This window comes from Pedobacter kyungheensis (assembly GCF_000812965.1).
GTDB classification, from domain to species: domain Bacteria; phylum Bacteroidota; class Bacteroidia; order Sphingobacteriales; family Sphingobacteriaceae; genus Pedobacter; species Pedobacter kyungheensis.
Window position 1 is genome coordinate 40436 of the sequence record NZ_JSYN01000008.1, and the last position, 17707, is coordinate 58142.

The window sequence follows — 17707 nt, forward strand, 5'->3', positions numbered from 1 at the left end:
ATTTAAAGAGCAGTGAGATTCTTTCTGGTCAAACTATCCCTTGAATCCTGTACCCACTTTATGAGTATCGACTTTTCCCTCGGATCTAATATTGCATTTCTGTGGATCATGATATAAGAAGAAAGCGGCATTGTACCATCTTTTAAGCTATTTTCTATGGCCCGAAGTTTGTTCTGACGCCTTCGCAAGGTATAGCCGGCGAATTCATTAAAGTTTAGCTCCTCTTTTCCCGATCGTATGTGACTGTTAAGGTACCAGTGAAGCGGCTGAACATAGGCATACCATGGATATTCTGTGTTGTTGCTATGACAGTCATAACATGATTTTTTAAGTATCCCCTGTACATCATCAGGCACAGGAACAAGTGTGGATATATCCTGAGGCATAACCTGCGCGCTTTTATTGCGTGCAGGCTGTAAGATCTGCATAAGCAGGAAGATAACTAATAGCCCAAGAAAGATTTTCTTTATGCCCGTCATTTTTGTGCTATTTCAGTTCTTCCTTAACAGTACCACAGGTCGGCATCGTTTTTCCAAGGTAAGGGTTTTTGATCTCCTTTACCTCACTCACCCACATCGCACCCTTGTTGTTGTTGTACATGGGACAACGGTCAACATACAGGGGCTTGTCAGTGCCAAGGAGCTTGATCATGTCGTACATGTCTTTGCTCAGCATATCGAAATGCTCACGTTGATGGGCAATATTGCCTGCATTGGAACCGATATGCTCTGCGTGCTCCTTGGCATCATCCCGAATATCGCTATATGCCCTGGCCTGCTCCGAGGTCAATGATTTTTCATCAAAACTGGCGAACCCTGCGACTATTTCACTGCCTGCGGCAGCAGCTTGTTTATCATCGTCCGTGGTAAGGGCATTTTTCAGTTTCAGATAGCCGGATAAAAGCGCAGCCGTTTGGTTTTTTTTTACCTTATTGGTTTCCCTAGAAACATTTTTGGTCGTGGAATCCGCTACAGCAGAATCTTGCTTTTCATTTTTGCCATTTGTACAGGCGGCAAGGAAAAATGGTGGGCCCAGAAGGCTATATATTAATGTTTTCATTGTTATTGATATATTTTGAATAAATTATTTCGAGCTGTATGTAGAATATATGCACAGCTATATTGAACGGACCAAAACATCTCAATGCTAAATGTCCGTTCAATAACAATATGAATTATTTGATAGTCTCTTTTACTGCACCACAGGTCAGCATCTGCTTACCGAAATAAGGGTTTTTGATGCCAGCGTTATCAGAAAGCCAATAGCTCTTTTTCATCGGACAGTAGGCATAATAAACAGGCGCTTTGGTGAGTTTAACCGCTTTCGCCAGTTTAAAAAGATTGGCAGAAAAAGTTGCGAAATGTTCTCTCTGATGGGCAATATCCTTACTCTCCAATATGTGTTTGGCATCAAAGGCAAGCTTATCCTTCAAACCCATAAATATATTCATATCGGCTTCTGCCATTGATTTCATGTCCATATTGACCAACTCTTTGGAAAACTCAGCGGCTTTTGAGGCGGCGACTGTCGCATCTGCATTTATCAATGCATTTTTGATATCGTAATAAGAAGTTAAAAGTGACTGTGTCTGGCTATTTTGCGCAATGACGCGGCCAGTGAAAACGATTGCCAATAGGACAACCAGAAGAAATATTTTTTTCATGATTTTAAGATTAAATGTTTACGCTATTTCCGCAGGAGTTTTGTCCGCGCGAAAGTCAGGCACCATGTCAATGTAACACGGGCTCTATTGGTAATTCGTGGTGAAATCTTATATCTGAAAGCTATTGATGGTTATCCGGATGTCCCTATTGGGTGGCCGCTCCCGCTGTCCGGCGTAAACACTCTTTTTGAGAACCAGTTTGACAGAAGGAATTAAAAAATTGTAATGATAATCTGGAAGCAATAGAACAGGTAGGATAACCTGGTTTTTAACGCTTTGGGGAACAAGCTTCCCCTGAACCACAAGGTCGTTGACAAGAGTATTGCAACAGGGTTCTTCTTTTGAAAGATTCGGTCCATTTGAAGCGCTGTGTTTATGCACATGTGCCCCTTTATGCTGATGATCATGTTTGTGATTATTCTTTTTAGAGGAAACATGTACACCACTTTCTCCATGATTATCTCTTTCCATTCCAACTGCACAGGCAAAGCCAACAACAGTGTTGAGCAGAAAAATCACTAAAAGAAAGATGGCTTTGGTTTTCATCAGACTACAAATCTATATAAAGATGCGAAATTAAATTTATATAATTTTCCATATCTTTTATATAATTATATTAGAAAATCACCTCAAATTTCTGACATTGAACTTGTTTCAATATTTTTCGGCCCCTCGAAAAGTAATTTCGTTTCGCCGACTCCGACCTGTCAAATGCTGGATTTGCTTTTCTACAAAGTCCAGACAGTATTTAGCGCAATCAAGTTACATACTATGCCAAATTTTACTTACCATGGGTATTTATCCATAACATATGACGCACCAAATCATAACCTTACCCTCCATTTTTAAATATCGATTCACTCTCCAACAGGTAGGCTCCAGTTGTGACCACTATTTCACCTGGTGAAATGCCGGACAATACCTGCACATAACCCTCGTTCCCTGCTCCGGTACTGACCTTTCTTCCAGAAAAACTTCCATCACTATTTTTGATCCATACCTTATTGCCTTTACCTCCTGCGAGTATTGAAGATCTGGGCACAGCAACAGCATTCTGTTTTCCATTATCAATGGAAATGTATGCCAACATCCCCGGCCTGATCAGCCCTTGCGTATTTGGAACTGCGATCCGGATGAGCACAACCTTAGATTCATCTGATAGTTCAGGATTTAAAAATCCGACCTTACCTTTAATAACCTGTCCGTTCAGGTCTGGAAAAGAGACATTCACCATGTCATTTTCCTTATAGTTTCCGCTTTCGCTGGCATATAACTGCGCCTCTATCCATAGACTGTTCAACCCTTGGGTTTTTAATATAGCCATCCCTTCGGTTACATAGTCACCTTCATGGACCGCTATATCACTTACCGTTCCATTGACCTTACTGTATATGGTAGCTGTTGCCGATGCTTTGGATAAAGAAGAAAGGCTTTTGATCTGGGCGGTGTTCAGCCCCCACAATAATAATTTGTGCTCTACTGTCTTGATCAGGGCCTCATAATCTACATCGGGATTATTTAAAACTTTCTGTTGCTGTCTTGCCAAAAGGTATTCTTTTTCGGCCGATAAGAGGTCTTCACTATAAATGGAATACACTGCCTGACCAATTGTTATTTTCTCTCCTACAGACCTAACAAATAAACGCTGTATCCGTCCGGCTATTCTTGCACTGATCTCTTCTGCCCTACTTTCATCTGTAACAACAGTTCCGGTCAGCAGTTTTTCACCCCCTGTATTTTCTTTCCTTACTGTATCAACCATTATTCCGGCTAACTGGATCTGACTTGCGGTTAATGTTATTTTTTCCGTGGCTGAATTCCCTGAACCAGTAAGCTCAACTTTGATCAGCTTCATACCACAGATCGGACAGTTGCCCGGATGGTCTTCATGTATCTGTGGATGCATCGAACAGGTATAGTAAAATTTGCTTTTTACTTTTACCACCGGCTGTACTTTTTGTTTACAGCTGTTGAATATACTTACTGAAAGCACCACAAACAGCAAGACACAGATCCTTTTCAGGTTAATTCTTTTTATATTATTCATGACCCTTTGTTTTGATGAAACTCTCGCTGTCTGTTAAATACCCTGCATCTACTGCCAGCGTATCGGTTGCGGAAAGGCCTCTTGTTATCTGTATTTCGTTCCCATTGAAAGTCCCAATATTTACGCTATGTGCATAGTATGAGCCGCCTTTTTTTAACCAGATTATTTTTGTCTGCCCAAGATCCTGCAGAGCAGACCTCGGTATCCAAAGCCCTTTGGATTTTCCCGTCCCTATCGAGGCATTGATTAAACTGTTTACCTTCAGCTGATGTTCCATATTGTCCAGATAAACCCTGACGCTAACTGTTTTGTCACCTTGCTGAAGGGTAGGTTCAATAAAATCTACTTTCCCATATAGCGTTTTACCTGGCAGATCGGGTAGTGTAATCTTAACCGGTTGATTTAACTGTAAGCTGGCCAGTGAATTTCTGTCAATCTTGATAATGGCCCACAGCCTATGGGGGTCAACAACATTGAACAAAGTCTGTCCTTTTTCTACATATATCCCCTCTTTTATAGCAAGGGGCATGTTACGACTGAAATCAGGGCCTTGGTCTGAACCCACTGCCCCAGCCATCTGGCTATGTGCAGCATCATGGACATGCCCTTCGTAGGCACTGTATACTGGTAAGCTATAAAATGCTTTGCCCGTTCTGACTACCTGCTCAACCTGGACAGCTGTCATTCCAAGCAGCAATAGTTTTTGCTTAGCAGCCCTGAGCAACTCGGTTTCGCCTGAAGAATTCTTTGCGATATAGATCAGGTCCTGTTGAGCGGTTACCATATCTGCACTGTATATATCAAAGATGCGCTGTCCCGGATGGATCTTCTGAAAGGCAAATTTGATGTACACCTTTTCGATGCGTCCGGAAAAACGCGAGGCGATATTGTTAAATGTCCGGGTATCAAAATCCAGATAACCTTCTGCGGAGACCTGCGTGGCCACTTCTTTTTCTTGGGGCAAGGCAAAAGCCACCGAGGAGATCACCGTACTGTTAACAGGCTCCAAAACTGTTTTTAAGCTGATGCCCGAACCCTCGCTTGCCTGACCTGCTTTTTTTACCAGTGTCATCCCACAGATCGGACAATTACCAGGATGATCCTCCAGTACCTGTGGATGCATCGGGCAGGTATATTGTACAGCGGTTTTGGATTGAGACCCGACCGGTGCCTGGTTAGGATTGGAACAGGCGGCGATCAGCAACATACCAAAAAGAATGACCGGTAATATGATCTTAATGCATTTCATTTTCTTTTTCATAAGCTACCTGTATTAATAATATTTCCCCTAACCGTTCTAAAGCATCTATCCTTGCTGTCTGCAGACTTTTTATGCTTTCCAGTACTGGCAGCAGTTCACCGGTATTCTGTTCATAGACGAGGAGCGATGTTTTATAACTGTTCTGTAGGGCGGGAATAATGTTCTGCCGGTAGTTTTTCAACTGCCTGGATTTACCTGTCCATGCAGCCTTCAGTCCAGCCAGCTCTCCTTCTGCCTGGTTGAGGAGCGAGATCTTGCGTTCGCGCTGCTGATCTATTTCGTATTGATTGCCCTTCAGGTTTGCTTTATAGCTCTTGGAAGACCAGGGTGCAATTGGGATGGTGATTGAACCCATTAAAATGTACTGGTTGGGCATCCCGCCATAACTGAACATATGTCCCGCCTGCAGCCCGAAGTCGGGTTTACGTTTACTGTATTCTACTTTGGCATTAAGCTGTTGCAGTTCTATACTGCGATCAATCCCCCTGATATCGCTCCGTACCGATGCAAGTGTAGCCGTATCGGTCACTGTAGCCGCATAATCCCTGACCACAAGACTCGTGTCTACCATAAAATCCTGCCCCTTGTCCCGGTTCATCAGTGTATTGAGCAGGATATTTTTCTGTTTGATTTCACTTTTAATTTCTTCCCGGCTATTGTCCAGTTGAAACAGTTCAGCTTTGGTCTTATAGATATTATCCAGTTTTTCCTTTCCATAGGTAAGCCGGATATTGGAAGCCTTTAACATGTATTCCAGTAAGCCACTGGTGTTATCCAAAACTGCCAGTTTCTTTTCCAGGATTGCCCGCTCAAAATAATATTGTTTGGCCTGTGCGTTCAACTGGTTGTTCATGTATTTCTTTTCTTCGGCGGTAACCCTGGATATGCTTTTCATGTAGTTTTCCTTTGCACGGAGCTTGGCCGGGTTGGTGAACATCTGATCGGCAGTAACCATAAAGGAACCGCCATCGGGCTTAAGCTGATAAGGCGTCTGGTACTGTCCTGCGCTCAGCTTTGGGGCATCCAGGCTTCTGGCAGAGCCCGCGTAGGCATTCTGCGCATTGATCTGCGCGTCGTAAGTCCGCAATAAGGGGTTGGCCGCAACCCTTGCCAGCACGCTGTCCAATGATAGGTATTCCTGCTGTGCCTTAACCGTTAAGCTAAGGGTACACAACAATAGGCCGTATATTATTCGATGATTTATTTTCATGGCTTTATTCTTTTACGTCCAGCACTTCCAGTTTGCCATACTTCCTGAGTTCGTGCTCTTTGACCATTAGAAAAATGAGTGGGGTAACAAGGAGTATATGCGTTGAAGAGGTTAATACACCGCCAATCATGGGAAGCACGATCGGCAGCATCACGTCACTTCCTGTCCCTGTAGCCCATAATACCGGAACCAGACCAAATAGGGCGACGCAGACAGTCATCAGTTTTGGGCGCAGCCGCTTTACCGCGCCGTTCATCACATAGGTCCGCAGGTCTTCTTTACTGATTGTTTCGCTGGAATTACCTTTCTCCGCGACCAGCCGCTGCATGGCATCATTGAGGTATATGACCATCACGATCCCCGTTTCAACGGCAATACCGAACAGGGCAATAAAACCTACTGCAACAGCAACAGATAAATGCACACCAAAAAAATAAACCATATATGCCCCGCCGATCAGGGCAAAGGGGATAGAGATAAGACTGAAGAAGGCTTCCCTTATCGAATGAAAAGCAAAATACAGGCAGGCGAAAATGATCAGCAGCACAATGGGCATAACGAGCTTCAACGTACGTTCGGCACGGATCAGGTTCTCGTACTGTCCGCTCCATTCTATAAAATATCCCTTGGGCAGGGTTTTCGCCATACCGTTCAGTTTATCCTGCGCTTCTTTGACTGTACTGCCCAGATCACGGCCACGTACATTAAAGAGTACCGTTCCGCGCAGCAGTGCGTTTTCTGACTGGATCATCGCCGGCCCGTCACTGATGGTAATATGGGCAACCGAAGATAGCGGGACAGGCCCGAATGATGGGGTCTGCACCAGTGTGCGCCTGATCTCATCCAGGCTGCTCCGATAATCCTGTGCCAGCCTTAGGTTTACGCTGAAGCGCCTCCGGCCCTCAATGGTTGGCGTAACGTTCATGCCGCCCAGGGCACTTTCTACCACCTGGTTTACATCGTCTACACTGAGTCCATATCTTCCTATTGCTTCCTTATCAACCTGTATATCCAAGTAGCGCCCGCCGGTAATCGGATCCACATATAGATCCTTGACCCCGTTCAGTCCCTGTAGTGCCTGCTTCATCCTGCCGGATAAAGCGTAGAGGGTATCCAGGTTCTGCCCATAAACTTTTAAACCTACGTCGGTACGGATACCGGTAGAGAGCATATTGATGCGGTTGATGATCGGTTGGGTCCATCCGTTTACCACCCCGGGGATCTGAAGCTTCGCATTGAGTTCATTTATGATGTCTTCTTTTTTAATGCCCTTGCGCCATTCGCTCCTGGGCTTTAGAAGAACAATCGTTTCTACCATACTGATTGGAGAATTATCCGTGGCTGTATTTGCCCTGCCGGCTTTGCCCAGTACATTTTTGACTTCGGGTACACTTTTAATGATCCTGTCCTGTACCTGCAATAACTGTTTGGCCTGCGAATTGGAAATATCGGGCAGGGTTACCGGCATAAACAGGATCGATCCTTCGTCAAGCGGGGGCATAAATTCACTGCCCAGACTGAGCAGCAATGGGACACTGATCAGAAGTGCAATGATATTGATCCCGATTGTTGTCTTCCTCCATTTCATGCACCAGCTGAGGATGGGCTGATAGATTTTTTCAAGGGTTCGGTTCAATGGGTTATGCGCGTCAGTCCTTAGCTTTCCCTTTAGAAAAAACGAGATCAGCACGGGTGCCAGTGTTACTGCCAGAACAGCATCTATGGCCAGTATAAATGTCTTTGTCCATGCCAGCGGGCCAAACAGCTTGCCTTCCTGCCCTTCGAGCAAAAATACCGGCAGAAAAGAAGCGACAATGATCAGGGTTGAGAAAAAGACACCCCGGCCAACCTGTTTGCAGGAGGCTTCTATAATTTTGATTCTTTCGGATGTGGTCATAACGTTTCTTCTTCTTGTGCAATGGATAGGTTGCGGTGTGAATTTTCGACCATGACAATGCCGTTGTCTACAATAACGCCTATGGCAAGTGCAATACCGGTCAGGGACATAATGTTGGAGCTGATGCCAAATGCATTGAGTAGGATAAAGCTTGCTGCGATGGTAATGGGTATCTGGATGATGATGCTCAGGGCACTTCTCCAACTGAACAGAAACAGGATGACAATAATGGATACGGTGATCATCTCCTCGATCAGTGTATGCTTTACCGAGCTGATGGCGCTTTCGATCAGTTCACTCCTGTCGTAAGCAATCTTAAACTTTACACCTGAAGGCAGTCCGCGCTCGATCTCCTTCATCTTGTCCTTGACCGCGTGGATAACCTGGTCTGCGTTTTCGCCATAACGCATCACCACGATCCCCCCAACGGCCTCACCTGTGCCGTTCTCATCAAAGATGCCCAGGCGCAGGTCTCCGCCCATCTGAACGGTGGCAATATCGCGTACCCTGACAGGAACACTTTTTATCGTGCCGATCGAGATATCCTCAACATCCTTCAGGCTTTTGATATAACCGAGGCCACGGACAATGTAGCCGGTTCCGTTCATTTCAAACTTGCGGCCACCGACATCGTTGTTGTTGCTCTTGACGGCCTTAAGTACCTGGGATAAAGGAATGTTATAGTAATTGAGTTTATGTGGGTCAATATTGATCTGGTACTGTTTTTCAAACCCTCCGAAGGAAGCGATTTCACTTACGCCGGGAACCGTCTGCAGGCCGAGCTTGATATACCAGTCCTGGAGTGCGCGCTGCTCGCCAAGATCTATGCCCCTCGCATCAAGGGTATACCAAAGCACATGCCCAACCCCAGTTCCATCAGGGCCAAGTGTTGGCGTAATACCTTCAGGCAATAAACGTTGTGCATAGTTTAGCCGTTCAAGCACACGGCTCCGTGCCCAGTAGACATCTACCTTATCATCAAAAACAATATAAACAAAGCTCATCCCGAACATGGATGTAGCACGGACCGCCTTGACCCTGGGAATGCCCTGAAGGTTGCTCACCAAGGGATAGGTCACCTGGTCTTCCATGATCTGGGGACTCCGGCCCTGCCATTCGGTAAAAACGATTACCTGGTTTTCCGAAAGATCGGGTATGGCATCGATTGGGTTTTCGCGGATGGCATAACTGCCCCATGCAAATAAGGCTATTGCGACCAGCAGGACAATATACCTGTTCTTTAAGGACAGGGAAATAAGTTGATTGATCATCTTAATTATAATTGGCCCGGAACACGCCGTTCCGGGCATGATGAACTTACATTTTCATTTTACCTGTTTGCTTTTTAGGCGCTTCCCTTTTTACGAGCGTCATGCCGCATTTGGGACATTTCCCGGGCTTATCGCTTAAAACTTCCGGGTGCATCGTGCAGGTGTACTGCACTTTGGGCACAACAGCCTTTTTTGTTTTTACGGTAGCCTGTTTGGTGGGCTTGGCGGGTGTCTGCGCAAATAGGGAGATACCAGAAAACAGCATGGCAAATGCCACAAAAACTAATTTTTTCATGTGTTGGAATTTTAGGAATTGAATAATGGCATAGAGCCAAACAATGGCCTACGCGTGATTTATAATTAAGAAAATTGATTAAAAACGGAATGCTCCGCAATCTTTTCCAGAGAGGAAAAGGCAGAAAAGAGGATTAAATCCGGTAAGTGCAGTTGAGGATATAGATCGGTGTCTCGGGCTGCCTGGGCGGGGCATTGGCCTGATAAGGCTGAACGTCGGCGCGATCAGTAAAGAGATTTACCTGTGAAAACCGTATAGGTTCGGGAAGGACCGCTGGCATAGGAACATCCAAGGTCACCACATCAGCACTGAAATGGGTGTCCTTAATTTTAAGGCTTTTCCTTTCGTTCTTACAGCAGTTATCCTTTGTTTTGGCCTTAACATCGTTCTGGTCTGGTAAAGCAAGGATAAGTTTTACTGAAGCCAGTCTTCCACAGCAATAAAAACGGTTTACAGCCATCCCTAAAGAGGATAGCATGTAGATCACTGTTATTATTATGACTGCTGTACGTTTCACAATTCTAATATAAGAATATTTTAGATGAACTAAGTAAAGTTAACCTGAAATCAGATTACAGGTTTATATAATTTCCGGAAAATGTTATAAGATTATGATTGCAGTCGGTCAGGTTCAAAGTATCCGTCAAAACAAATCATATACTTTCCGTATAAAAAAAATCAAAAAGACAGTATTTAAGCATTTGCTTAAATAATTATATACCCATACCTTTAGCCCTTGATGATAAAAAACACGGACAATCTGAGTAACTGTATCCGGGAAAAAGCAAACCCGATGCAGATTAATGGATGCAGAAACAAGATCAAGGAAAACGCATACTCTTTTTCCCAATTGTCGGGTATATTATCCTTAGCTGGAAATGAAGTCCGCCTGAAAATACTTTATCTGTTGCAACAGGAAAAGGAGTTGTGTCCCTGTGATCTAAGTGATATCCTTGGCATGAGCATCCCGGCAGTTTCTCAACATCTGCGTAAGATGAAAGATGGCAATATTATAGGATTCAGAAAAGACGGTCAGACAATATTCTATTCCCTTCGGAATGAACACCTAAGACTGATGCAGCCTTTCTTTACTATGATTAATCAAGCCAATGCTTTAATTGAAACAGTATGAGCAAAGTAAAACATAACAACAAACTCATAGGTTCGGGAATACTTTTGGCACTCAGTTCTTCCCTTTGCTGTATTGTTCCATTATTGGCACTGCTGGGTACCACGGGAAGTACCTTATCCATGTTCAGTTGGATCGCTCCCTTAAGGCCATACCTGTTAATGGCAACTGCCCTGATTTTAGGTTTTGCCTTTTACAGGGCATATAAACCCACTCCAAAAGATGGATGTGGTTGCCCGGAAAGGAAAAACTGGCTGCAATCCAAAGGCTTCTTATGGATAGTAACAGCACTTTCAATCGTGCTGGCTTCTTTTCCGTATTATGCAAAGTTCCTCCAAAAGAAATTGCCAAAACAAGAAATTAGCATTAACTCCAATGTTCAACAGACTGTTATTCAAATTCAGGGAATGAGCTGTTCTTCTTGTGAAGGTCATGTAAATCATGCCTTGCGGGAAAGAAAGGGTGTGCTGGAAGTCAGAACTTCATATTTAAAAGGTGAATCCTTTGTAAAGTTCGACAGTACCCAGATATCAATTGTGCAGTTAGTCTCTTCCATCGAACATGAAACCGTTTATAAAGTAAAAAGCAAAAAAAAAGATGTCAACTAAAACAATATTCCTGCAATCAATAATCACCTGCCCACTTTGCCAGCATCAAAAGGAAGAGTCAATGCCTACGGATGCCTGCCAGTATTTTTACGAATGTGAAAACTGTCACGAGCGCTTAAAACCATTACAGGGTGACTGCTGTGTCTTCTGTAGTTACGGAACAGTAAAGTGTCCACCGATACAGGAAAACAGAACCTGCTGTTCTGCCAAATAATTCTTTTAGAACAGCAAAAAAAAAGCGCTTATCGAATGCTGGAAAATAGATAAATTTTTATGATAGGATTTAAAAAAAGCATTCCGGCACTGCCGGTTGTAAGTATAGCGAAGGCTGTAGAATTTTATGAGAACAGGATGGGTTTCACTACGCGTCACAAAGAGGAAACATTCGCAATAGTTGTACGGGGTGGAATCGAAATTCACCTATGGGCATCTTGTGACCGGAGCTGGAAATATAGAAGCATAATGCTTTTTCTAAAGCCAATCTGGAGCGGCGCAGAAACATTTCTAGCAGGGACAGCGAGCTGCAGGATAGAGGTAGAGGGAATCGATGAACTACATCAAGAGTATAAAACACAGGGAGTGCTCCACAATGAACATTCAGACATCGAAGAACAGCATTGGGGGCATAGGGATTTCTCGATACTTGATCTTCACGGAAACCTTATTACATTTTATGAGGCAATTGGTTGAGTGTCTTTAATGTAGCTCCGGGAAGTACCTGATTTATATTGGCGTATTTAATGATGGCTTATATGTATTTGGACAAAGGCGGTAGCTGTAAATAATAGTATGGCCAAAACCACAATTGTTCTTTTTATAATGATCTATAAAGAATGATTTAGATAAATATTTCAATTTAGGACGATAGAAAAATAAGCTACAAAGTTTAGGTGTCTGCCAAATGGAAACAGAAATAGCCTACAATTAGGTGTATATAATCCATATTGTTCTGAACAGGTAAAACCTGAACCTGAAAGATGTCTCATCCTGCCTTAGCTTGTCATCAACAGATACAGAAAAACACTTACAATAATTTCTTTTTCCTATACTGCCCCTCAATTTTATTCTTCACCACTTTTTCAAAGTTTACTATCGCTTCGCAATGCTCATAAAAGTTCGAACTTCCGCGGATTGACTCTACTGCTAAAAAGCTCATCGAAAGATGGGCTTTTTTTGTTTAAAAATCTTTTAAATTAGGAATTGATATTTAGGATTAGAAATCCTGATTTATTAATACTTCGACATGGCTTGGGGAACATGGCGAAGAGCGGGAAATTCAAATCTGGTTATATTTGAATGCATATTTCAGCGAAAGTGGTTCTTCCCCACTTTTACCGAAATATCCACGGATACTCATTTCCATTGGATAATCTATATATTTCCTGCGGAACTCTACCGATATTAGGGTAATTTCACCATAGAGTTTAAAATACAAATCACCAACCATCAATGCTTCCCCATTAGATTTAATAGTCCCAATTCCAGTTCATTCCAATTATTTATCCAACCAGGTTTGACAGACATGTGTTTTAATGAAGCCTCTAATACTACATTTAGTTCTGAGTTCTTATTAATTCGCGTTATCCATAAATGTTTTGTAAAGTCCGGGTTGGATTTAGTATAGATTTCAAGTTGTGCCTTCATGTTTTCAGTGGTCCAACTGAGCCACCTTCTGATATTTGGATCGGACATTGACAAGCCTAAAAATACCATCTTGCGATTGATAGCAAAATGAAGAAACATATTCTGAGCCCATGACAGCATCGTTCCAGCAATCTTAGTGTATGCACCTTCAGCAAAGACAAGATTATCTCTCGCTTCTTTTTTGGATAAAAAAGAATCCAGCTGTGGCGGTGCTATCGACCCATGTAGATGATAAATTGGAATTTTTTTCACTCCGGTTTCAAAAGGACGCGTAACTTTAATATATTCTTCATACTGAAAATTATAAATCCCTGTTTCTTCATATCCAAGTTTCACAGCATATATTATCAAAAGTGAACTTAACAAAGGATCTGCATTAAAGGTGATAATCTCTGCAGGGCGAGTTATTCTACGATCTTTATTTAACAAAATATCCTTAAGCTGAAGAATGGTAGTCCTTTGATACTCGGAATCAAAAAAATCACATAAAGGCAATAGTTGAGACTTCGTTAGTCTTTTCGGATTGTTTAAAAATATCTTCAACTCCTTTTCCAATTTTTTGACTTTGGCTTTTTCCACTAATTCATAGTAAAGTGACTGCTCCAAGATTGAGTAGAAATCTTCGATTGTCGAACCATTAGAAACTAGATGATTCTGACAAGCTTGAAGCCATCCGTCTAGCGAAAATGGGATTGATTCGGTAATAGTTTTAAATGTAAATGCGTCCCAATTGTACTTAAAAGTAGAATTGATTACCCGTCTCGTTAATTCGAACCAGTTAGGGAGTATTCCTTGACAAATTCCCGCTCCTAAGCACAATGTCCAAGCATTATTTTTGAGATACGAGGAATATTTTTTGTCATTGATATTGATTGAGGCATTAATTTTTTTCATATCTAACCTTTTTACGTTTTAAATTTCACTTCGTAAAAATATGTTTTTTATTTTTCTGAAGATATTTCATTTCCCTTTCATTAGCTGCATATTTCACTAAAACTGTACAGTCCGTTTCGGTCCAAACTGTACGCGAATCTGGCTGCCGGATTTTTTGTTAATTCATTCCCTTTCCTTCTGAACTCATAGCGGCCTGGCTGCAAATTGCTTTCTTCCCTCGGGCACTCTAAAGCATTTGATTCAATGTCCACATTTCACGTTTTACTCCAGATCATTTTTTTGATCATTCTTCTGATGTAAGCAAAAAACCAATTAAAAAGATACGCAGAAGCGACTAAATCCCATCTGATGGAGCCAATATTACATCAGATATCGATTTTGATTCTGAGGCTTTAATTTGACCCGAACTTAGAAAATTAATTGGACCCGCTGAGTGAAGAAATCCTGATCTAAAGATCAGCGCGTACAGCTTGGACCGAAACAGTCCGTTAGTTTGGTCCATTTTTGCCGAAATGCCCTCGGTGAAATTCATTCGTATCAACTTTTGGGTTCAGAAATTAATACTTTTGATAATGCACTGCCTACTTTAAGAGAAATATCTCTAGTTTGAAAGTTAACGGTATTTTGCCTGGGCTCCCCGTTCAGTATAGCTGCTCTGTACCGGACGTTGATGGATTGGGGAACGAAAAACAGGTACCCATTACCCCTAACTTCCGCCGATATTAAAAACTGATGTTGTGTGTATTTTTGATCTCGGCCATCACGAAAGTACTATGTGTACTGCCAATACTTTCAACGGAGCCTAATTTATTAAAAACAAAGTCCTGGTAATGCTTCATGTCTTTGGCATACACTTTCAGAAAGAAATCATAATCGCCGGAGATATTATAACATTCTACAACCTCCTCGATTTTGAGAATATCCTCTACAAAGCTGTGGCCCACCTTTCGGTCATGCTGTTTGAGCCGGATATTGCAGAACACAATAAAACCCTGGTTGAACTTTTCCGGGGCAAGCAGCGCAATATATTTCCTGATATAACCACTGGTTTCCAGGCGTTTTACGCGTTGCACAACCGGCGATGGCGTCAAATTTACCTTCGCAGCGAGCTCTTTGATGGTATGACTTGAGTCGTTGCCTAATATTTTTAAGAGTTTCAGATCGATCTCATCCAATTGTTCCATAGCATAAATCACTGTTTCAGCAGATAAAAGTAAGAATAAACCGCATAAAAAATCAACAAATATTTAATTTAAAGTAATTTTGACTGAAATAACTTATATAATCGACTTTAATAACTGTTTTTATAACTTTGTACAGAGTTTAAAACTCATGGTTCTTTGCTTTTTTCAGCAATCGGGAAAGGTTTTACTTAGTGGTGAATTAATAGGGAATCGTGTGCAAATCACGAACTGTCGCGCAACTGTAAGTAACGCAAAAGGTTTTACCAAACATGGTCACTGTGCAAACGGGAAGGCTGGTAAAAGCCGTTACAAGTCAGGATACCTGCCTTTTCCGAATTGACGATACTTCCGCGTAAAGAGGTTATTGGTCAGATTGTATAGCTTAAAGGTGCAAACCCTCAGGGGTTGATCGTGCCCGTTTGTGTATATCTCTCCTTCTTAAATCCTTTCTTTTGCCTGTCGTATCCTGAATAATCAAGGAATTTTTAATGATTATTAACCATTTAAAAAGTTAAAGAAATACATGGAAAATATCCAAGATACCAAGGGAAATGAATTTGTGTTCACGCTAAAGAGCACTTCTTTAGATGAAAACTATCACCCTTCAAGTCAGACGCGTCTGACAACCAATTTCGCAAATCTGGCCAGAGGAGCTAACCGCCAGCAAAACTTACGTAATGCCTTAAATATGATTAATAATCGATTCAATGCATTAGCTCATGTAGATAATCCAAAAGGCGATCGTTACCATGTAGAACTCGAAATCCTCACCGTAACGATGCATATCGATGATAAGAACGGCATTAACGATCTGCCGATGATCGAAGTTTTAAAAACGAATATTTTTGACCGCAAGACCGGTCAGCAAATCGAAGGTGTTGCCGGAAATAATTTTTCTTCTTACGTGCGTGATTATGATTTCAGTGTTTTATTGATTGACTACAATAAAGATAAAGCTAGTTTTACCGTTCCTGAAAATTTTGGCGATTTACATGGAAAACTTTACAAGTGCTTTGTGAATTCAGCAACCTATAAAGAGCACTTTAAGATGTCACCAATCATTTGTTTAAGCGTATCGGGCAATAAAACCTATACCTGCACGGAGTACCAACATCCCGTTCTGGGTTTTGAGTACCAGCAGGACCAGTATTCGCTCACCGATGAATATTTCGCTAAAATGGGCTTAAAAGTTCGTTTTTTCATGCCTCCAAGCGCTGTGGCACCGATGGCCTTTTATCATTCCGGAGAGCTGCTCAGTGATTATACTGATCTTGGACTGATCAGTTCGATCAGCACAATGGAGACTTTCCAGAAGATTTATCGCCCTGAAATTTACAATGCAAATTCAGTGGCCGGGAAAATCTATCAACCTAGTCTTAAACACGAAGATTATTCACTAACCAGAGTAGAGTATGACCGCGAAGAGCGTAGCCGGTTGGCCATTGAACAGGGTAAATATGCCGAAGAGCATTTCATCAAACCTTACCAGGATGTTCTTGAGCAATGGTCTGCCAATTTCTCACTTTAATTAATACGACACATTAAAATTTTGCTATGACGAAGAAATTATTATTGCCCACCTCAATTGTGGGAAGTTTGCCTAAACCTGCCTGGCTTGCACCACCCGAAAAACTGTGGTCACCATGGAAATTGGAAGGCGATCAGTTGCTTGAAGGGAAACAGGATGCTTTACGCATTACATTGCAGGAACAGGAATTGGCAGGACTGGATATCGTTTGCGATGGCGAGCAGACACGCCAACATTTCGTAACCACCTTTATCGAGCATCTAAGCGGTGTAGATTTTGAGAATCGCAAAACGGTGCGAATCCGTGACCGTTATGATGCGAGTGTTCCTATGGTTGTTGGCGATGTTGCCCGACAAAAAGCAGTTTTTGTTGACGACGCCAAATTTTTACGTAAACAGACCAATAAACCCATCAAATGGGCACTCCCGGGACCGTTAACCATGGTAGATACGTTGTACGATGGTCATTACAAAAGTCGTGAAAAATTAGCCTGGGAATTTGCCAAAGCACTCAACCAAGAAGCCAGGGAATTGCAGGATGCTGGAGTAGATATTATCCAGTTTGATGAACCTGCATTTAACGTTTTTTTTGATGAAGTAAACGATTGGGGAATGGCGACGCTGGAAAGGGCAATTGAAGGTTTAAAGTGCGAAACTGCGGTGCATATCTGCTACGGTTACGGCATACAGGCCAATAACGATTGGAAAAAAACATTGGGTTCAGAATGGCGTCAATACGAGGAAATTTTTCCCAAAATTCAAAAATCTAAAATTGATGTGGTATCATTAGAATGCCATAACTCAAATGTTCCTTTGGATCTAATGGAACTTGTTCGAGGTAAAAAAGTAATGGTTGGCGCCATTGATGTGGCAACGGGCACAATCGAAACACCTGAGGAAGTAGCCAATACGCTGCGCAGCGCCCTTAAGTTCGTAGATATCGAAAATCTTTATCCTTCTACAAATTGTGGTATGGCGCCTTTGTCAAGAGTGGTAGCCAGAGGAAAGTTAAATGCTCTGAGCGCAGGCGCAGAGATCATACGCAAGGAATTTGCGGGTTAGGAATATATTAAATTA

Annotated in this window: 19 protein-coding genes and 1 riboswitch; of the genes, 6 read left to right on the forward strand and 13 right to left on the reverse strand. The window is 42.3% G+C overall.

The features are described 5' to 3' along the window. Positions 1-2 precede the first annotated feature (2 nt). The 11 genes from OC25_RS08675 to OC25_RS08725 all read right to left on the reverse strand — a co-directional run bounded on the left by OC25_RS08675 (position 3) and on the right by OC25_RS08725 (position 10161). Positions 3-479, reverse strand: a complete 477-nt coding sequence (locus OC25_RS08675) for a heme-binding domain-containing protein (protein WP_039474427.1) — start codon at positions 477-479, stop codon at positions 3-5. 7 nt (positions 480-486) lie between these two features. Further along, on the reverse strand, positions 487-1059 hold the full coding sequence (locus OC25_RS08680; protein ID WP_082018556.1) for a DUF3347 domain-containing protein: 573 nt from the start codon (positions 1057-1059) through the stop codon (positions 487-489). 115 nt (positions 1060-1174) lie between these two features. Continuing rightward, on the reverse strand, positions 1175-1663 hold the full coding sequence (locus tag OC25_RS08685) for a DUF3347 domain-containing protein (protein ID WP_039474432.1): 489 nt from the start codon (positions 1661-1663) through the stop codon (positions 1175-1177). A gap of 108 nt (positions 1664-1771) precedes the next feature. Continuing rightward, positions 1772-2209: a hypothetical protein gene (locus OC25_RS08690; protein WP_039474435.1), complete on the reverse strand. Its 438-nt coding sequence runs from the start codon at positions 2207-2209 to the stop codon at positions 1772-1774. 286 nt (positions 2210-2495) lie between these two features. After that, the gene (locus OC25_RS08695; protein WP_052266075.1) at positions 2496-3710 is read right to left on the reverse strand and encodes an efflux RND transporter periplasmic adaptor subunit; all 1215 of its coding nucleotides are present in this window, start codon (positions 3708-3710) and stop codon (positions 2496-2498) included. After that, positions 3703-4971, reverse strand: coding sequence for a heavy metal-binding domain-containing protein (locus OC25_RS08700; protein WP_039474437.1), 1269 nt, complete (start codon positions 4969-4971; stop codon positions 3703-3705). The genes OC25_RS08695 and OC25_RS08700 overlap by 8 nt, the downstream gene beginning before the upstream one ends. Further along, on the reverse strand, positions 4946-6181 hold the full coding sequence (locus tag OC25_RS08705; protein ID WP_082018557.1) for a TolC family protein: 1236 nt from the start codon (positions 6179-6181) through the stop codon (positions 4946-4948). Before OC25_RS08705 ends, OC25_RS08700 begins: the two co-directional genes overlap by 26 nt. Positions 6182-6185: 4 nt before the next feature. Further along, positions 6186-8078, reverse strand: coding sequence for an efflux RND transporter permease subunit (locus OC25_RS08710; RefSeq protein WP_039474440.1), 1893 nt, complete (start codon positions 8076-8078; stop codon positions 6186-6188). Then, on the reverse strand, positions 8075-9349 hold the full coding sequence (locus tag OC25_RS08715) for an efflux RND transporter permease subunit (RefSeq protein WP_039474443.1): 1275 nt from the start codon (positions 9347-9349) through the stop codon (positions 8075-8077). Before OC25_RS08715 ends, OC25_RS08710 begins: the two co-directional genes overlap by 4 nt. Positions 9350-9395: 46 nt before the next feature. Then, positions 9396-9644: a heavy metal-binding domain-containing protein gene (locus tag OC25_RS08720; protein WP_039474446.1), complete on the reverse strand. Its 249-nt coding sequence runs from the start codon at positions 9642-9644 to the stop codon at positions 9396-9398. A 133-nt stretch (positions 9645-9777) separates the two neighbouring features. Next, complete coding sequence (locus OC25_RS08725; RefSeq protein WP_425339063.1) at positions 9778-10161, reverse strand: HYC_CC_PP family protein; 384 nt, start codon at positions 10159-10161, stop codon at positions 9778-9780. A gap of 222 nt (positions 10162-10383) precedes the next feature. Between OC25_RS08725 and OC25_RS08730 the strand changes: the two genes are divergently transcribed. The 4 genes from OC25_RS08730 to OC25_RS08740 are packed head-to-tail and all read left to right on the forward strand — an operon-like array spanning position 10384 to position 12071. Continuing rightward, positions 10384-10776, forward strand: coding sequence for an ArsR/SmtB family transcription factor (locus OC25_RS08730; RefSeq protein ID WP_039474454.1), 393 nt, complete (start codon positions 10384-10386; stop codon positions 10774-10776). Next, the gene (gene merTP, locus OC25_RS08735) at positions 10773-11381 is read left to right on the forward strand and encodes a mercuric transport protein MerTP (protein WP_039474459.1); all 609 of its coding nucleotides are present in this window, start codon (positions 10773-10775) and stop codon (positions 11379-11381) included. Before OC25_RS08730 ends, merTP begins: the two co-directional genes overlap by 4 nt. Further along, complete coding sequence (locus OC25_RS28445; RefSeq protein WP_082018558.1) at positions 11371-11595, forward strand: GDCCVxC domain-containing (seleno)protein; 225 nt, start codon at positions 11371-11373, stop codon at positions 11593-11595. Before merTP ends, OC25_RS28445 begins: the two co-directional genes overlap by 11 nt. A 59-nt stretch (positions 11596-11654) precedes the next feature. Beyond that, entirely contained in the window at positions 11655-12071 is a 417-nt protein-coding gene (locus OC25_RS08740) for a bleomycin resistance protein (protein WP_039474464.1), read from the forward strand. A gap of 756 nt (positions 12072-12827) precedes the next feature. Here OC25_RS08740 and OC25_RS08745 read toward each other — a convergent pair. After that, a complete protein-coding gene (locus tag OC25_RS08745; RefSeq protein WP_039474466.1) occupies positions 12828-13919 on the reverse strand; it encodes an SIR2 family protein in 1092 nt (363 codons plus the stop codon). Positions 13920-14641: 722 nt separating this feature from the next. Further along, on the reverse strand, positions 14642-15103 hold the full coding sequence (locus tag OC25_RS08750; RefSeq protein WP_039474469.1) for an Lrp/AsnC family transcriptional regulator: 462 nt from the start codon (positions 15101-15103) through the stop codon (positions 14642-14644). 162 nt (positions 15104-15265) lie between these two features. Further along, positions 15266-15447, forward strand: a riboswitch (cobalamin riboswitch). Between the two features lie 179 nt (positions 15448-15626). Here OC25_RS08750 and OC25_RS08760 point away from each other — a divergent pair. After that, a complete protein-coding gene (locus OC25_RS08760) occupies positions 15627-16631 on the forward strand; it encodes a DUF1852 domain-containing protein (RefSeq protein WP_039474475.1) in 1005 nt (334 codons plus the stop codon). Between the two features lie 26 nt (positions 16632-16657). Next, positions 16658-17692: a methionine synthase gene (locus OC25_RS08765; protein ID WP_039474477.1), complete on the forward strand. Its 1035-nt coding sequence runs from the start codon at positions 16658-16660 to the stop codon at positions 17690-17692. Positions 17693-17707 lie beyond the last annotated feature (15 nt).

Bases quoted from the DNA above. Each gene is read 5' to 3' on its own strand.
- merTP (WP_039474459.1), top strand. From the start codon at position 10,773: ATGAGCAAAGTAAAACATAACAACAAACTCATAGGTTCGGGAATACTT.
- OC25_RS08765 (WP_039474477.1), top strand. From the start codon at position 16,658: ATGACGAAGAAATTATTATTGCCCACCTCAATTGTGGGAAGTTTGCCT.
- OC25_RS08690 (WP_039474435.1), bottom strand. From the start codon at position 2,209: ATGAAAACCAAAGCCATCTTTCTTTTAGTGATTTTTCTGCTCAACACT.
- OC25_RS08680 (WP_082018556.1), bottom strand. From the start codon at position 1,059: ATGAAAACATTAATATATAGCCTTCTGGGCCCACCATTTTTCCTTGCC.
- OC25_RS08700 (WP_039474437.1), bottom strand. From the start codon at position 4,971: ATGAAAAAGAAAATGAAATGCATTAAGATCATATTACCGGTCATTCTT.
- OC25_RS08715 (WP_039474443.1), bottom strand. From the start codon at position 9,349: ATGATCAATCAACTTATTTCCCTGTCCTTAAAGAACAGGTATATTGTC.
- OC25_RS08705 (WP_082018557.1), bottom strand. From the start codon at position 6,181: ATGAAAATAAATCATCGAATAATATACGGCCTATTGTTGTGTACCCTT.
- OC25_RS08720 (WP_039474446.1), bottom strand. From the start codon at position 9,644: ATGAAAAAATTAGTTTTTGTGGCATTTGCCATGCTGTTTTCTGGTATC.
- OC25_RS08695 (WP_052266075.1), bottom strand. From the start codon at position 3,710: ATGAATAATATAAAAAGAATTAACCTGAAAAGGATCTGTGTCTTGCTG.
- OC25_RS08730 (WP_039474454.1), top strand. From the start codon at position 10,384: ATGATAAAAAACACGGACAATCTGAGTAACTGTATCCGGGAAAAAGCA.
- OC25_RS08740 (WP_039474464.1), top strand. From the start codon at position 11,655: ATGATAGGATTTAAAAAAAGCATTCCGGCACTGCCGGTTGTAAGTATA.
- OC25_RS08750 (WP_039474469.1), bottom strand. From the start codon at position 15,103: ATGGAACAATTGGATGAGATCGATCTGAAACTCTTAAAAATATTAGGC.
- OC25_RS08675 (WP_039474427.1), bottom strand. From the start codon at position 479: ATGACGGGCATAAAGAAAATCTTTCTTGGGCTATTAGTTATCTTCCTG.
- OC25_RS28445 (WP_082018558.1), top strand. From the start codon at position 11,371: ATGTCAACTAAAACAATATTCCTGCAATCAATAATCACCTGCCCACTT.
- OC25_RS08745 (WP_039474466.1), bottom strand. From the start codon at position 13,919: ATGAAAAAAATTAATGCCTCAATCAATATCAATGACAAAAAATATTCC.
- OC25_RS08760 (WP_039474475.1), top strand. From the start codon at position 15,627: ATGGAAAATATCCAAGATACCAAGGGAAATGAATTTGTGTTCACGCTA.
- OC25_RS08685 (WP_039474432.1), bottom strand. From the start codon at position 1,663: ATGAAAAAAATATTTCTTCTGGTTGTCCTATTGGCAATCGTTTTCACT.
- OC25_RS08710 (WP_039474440.1), bottom strand. From the start codon at position 8,078: ATGACCACATCCGAAAGAATCAAAATTATAGAAGCCTCCTGCAAACAG.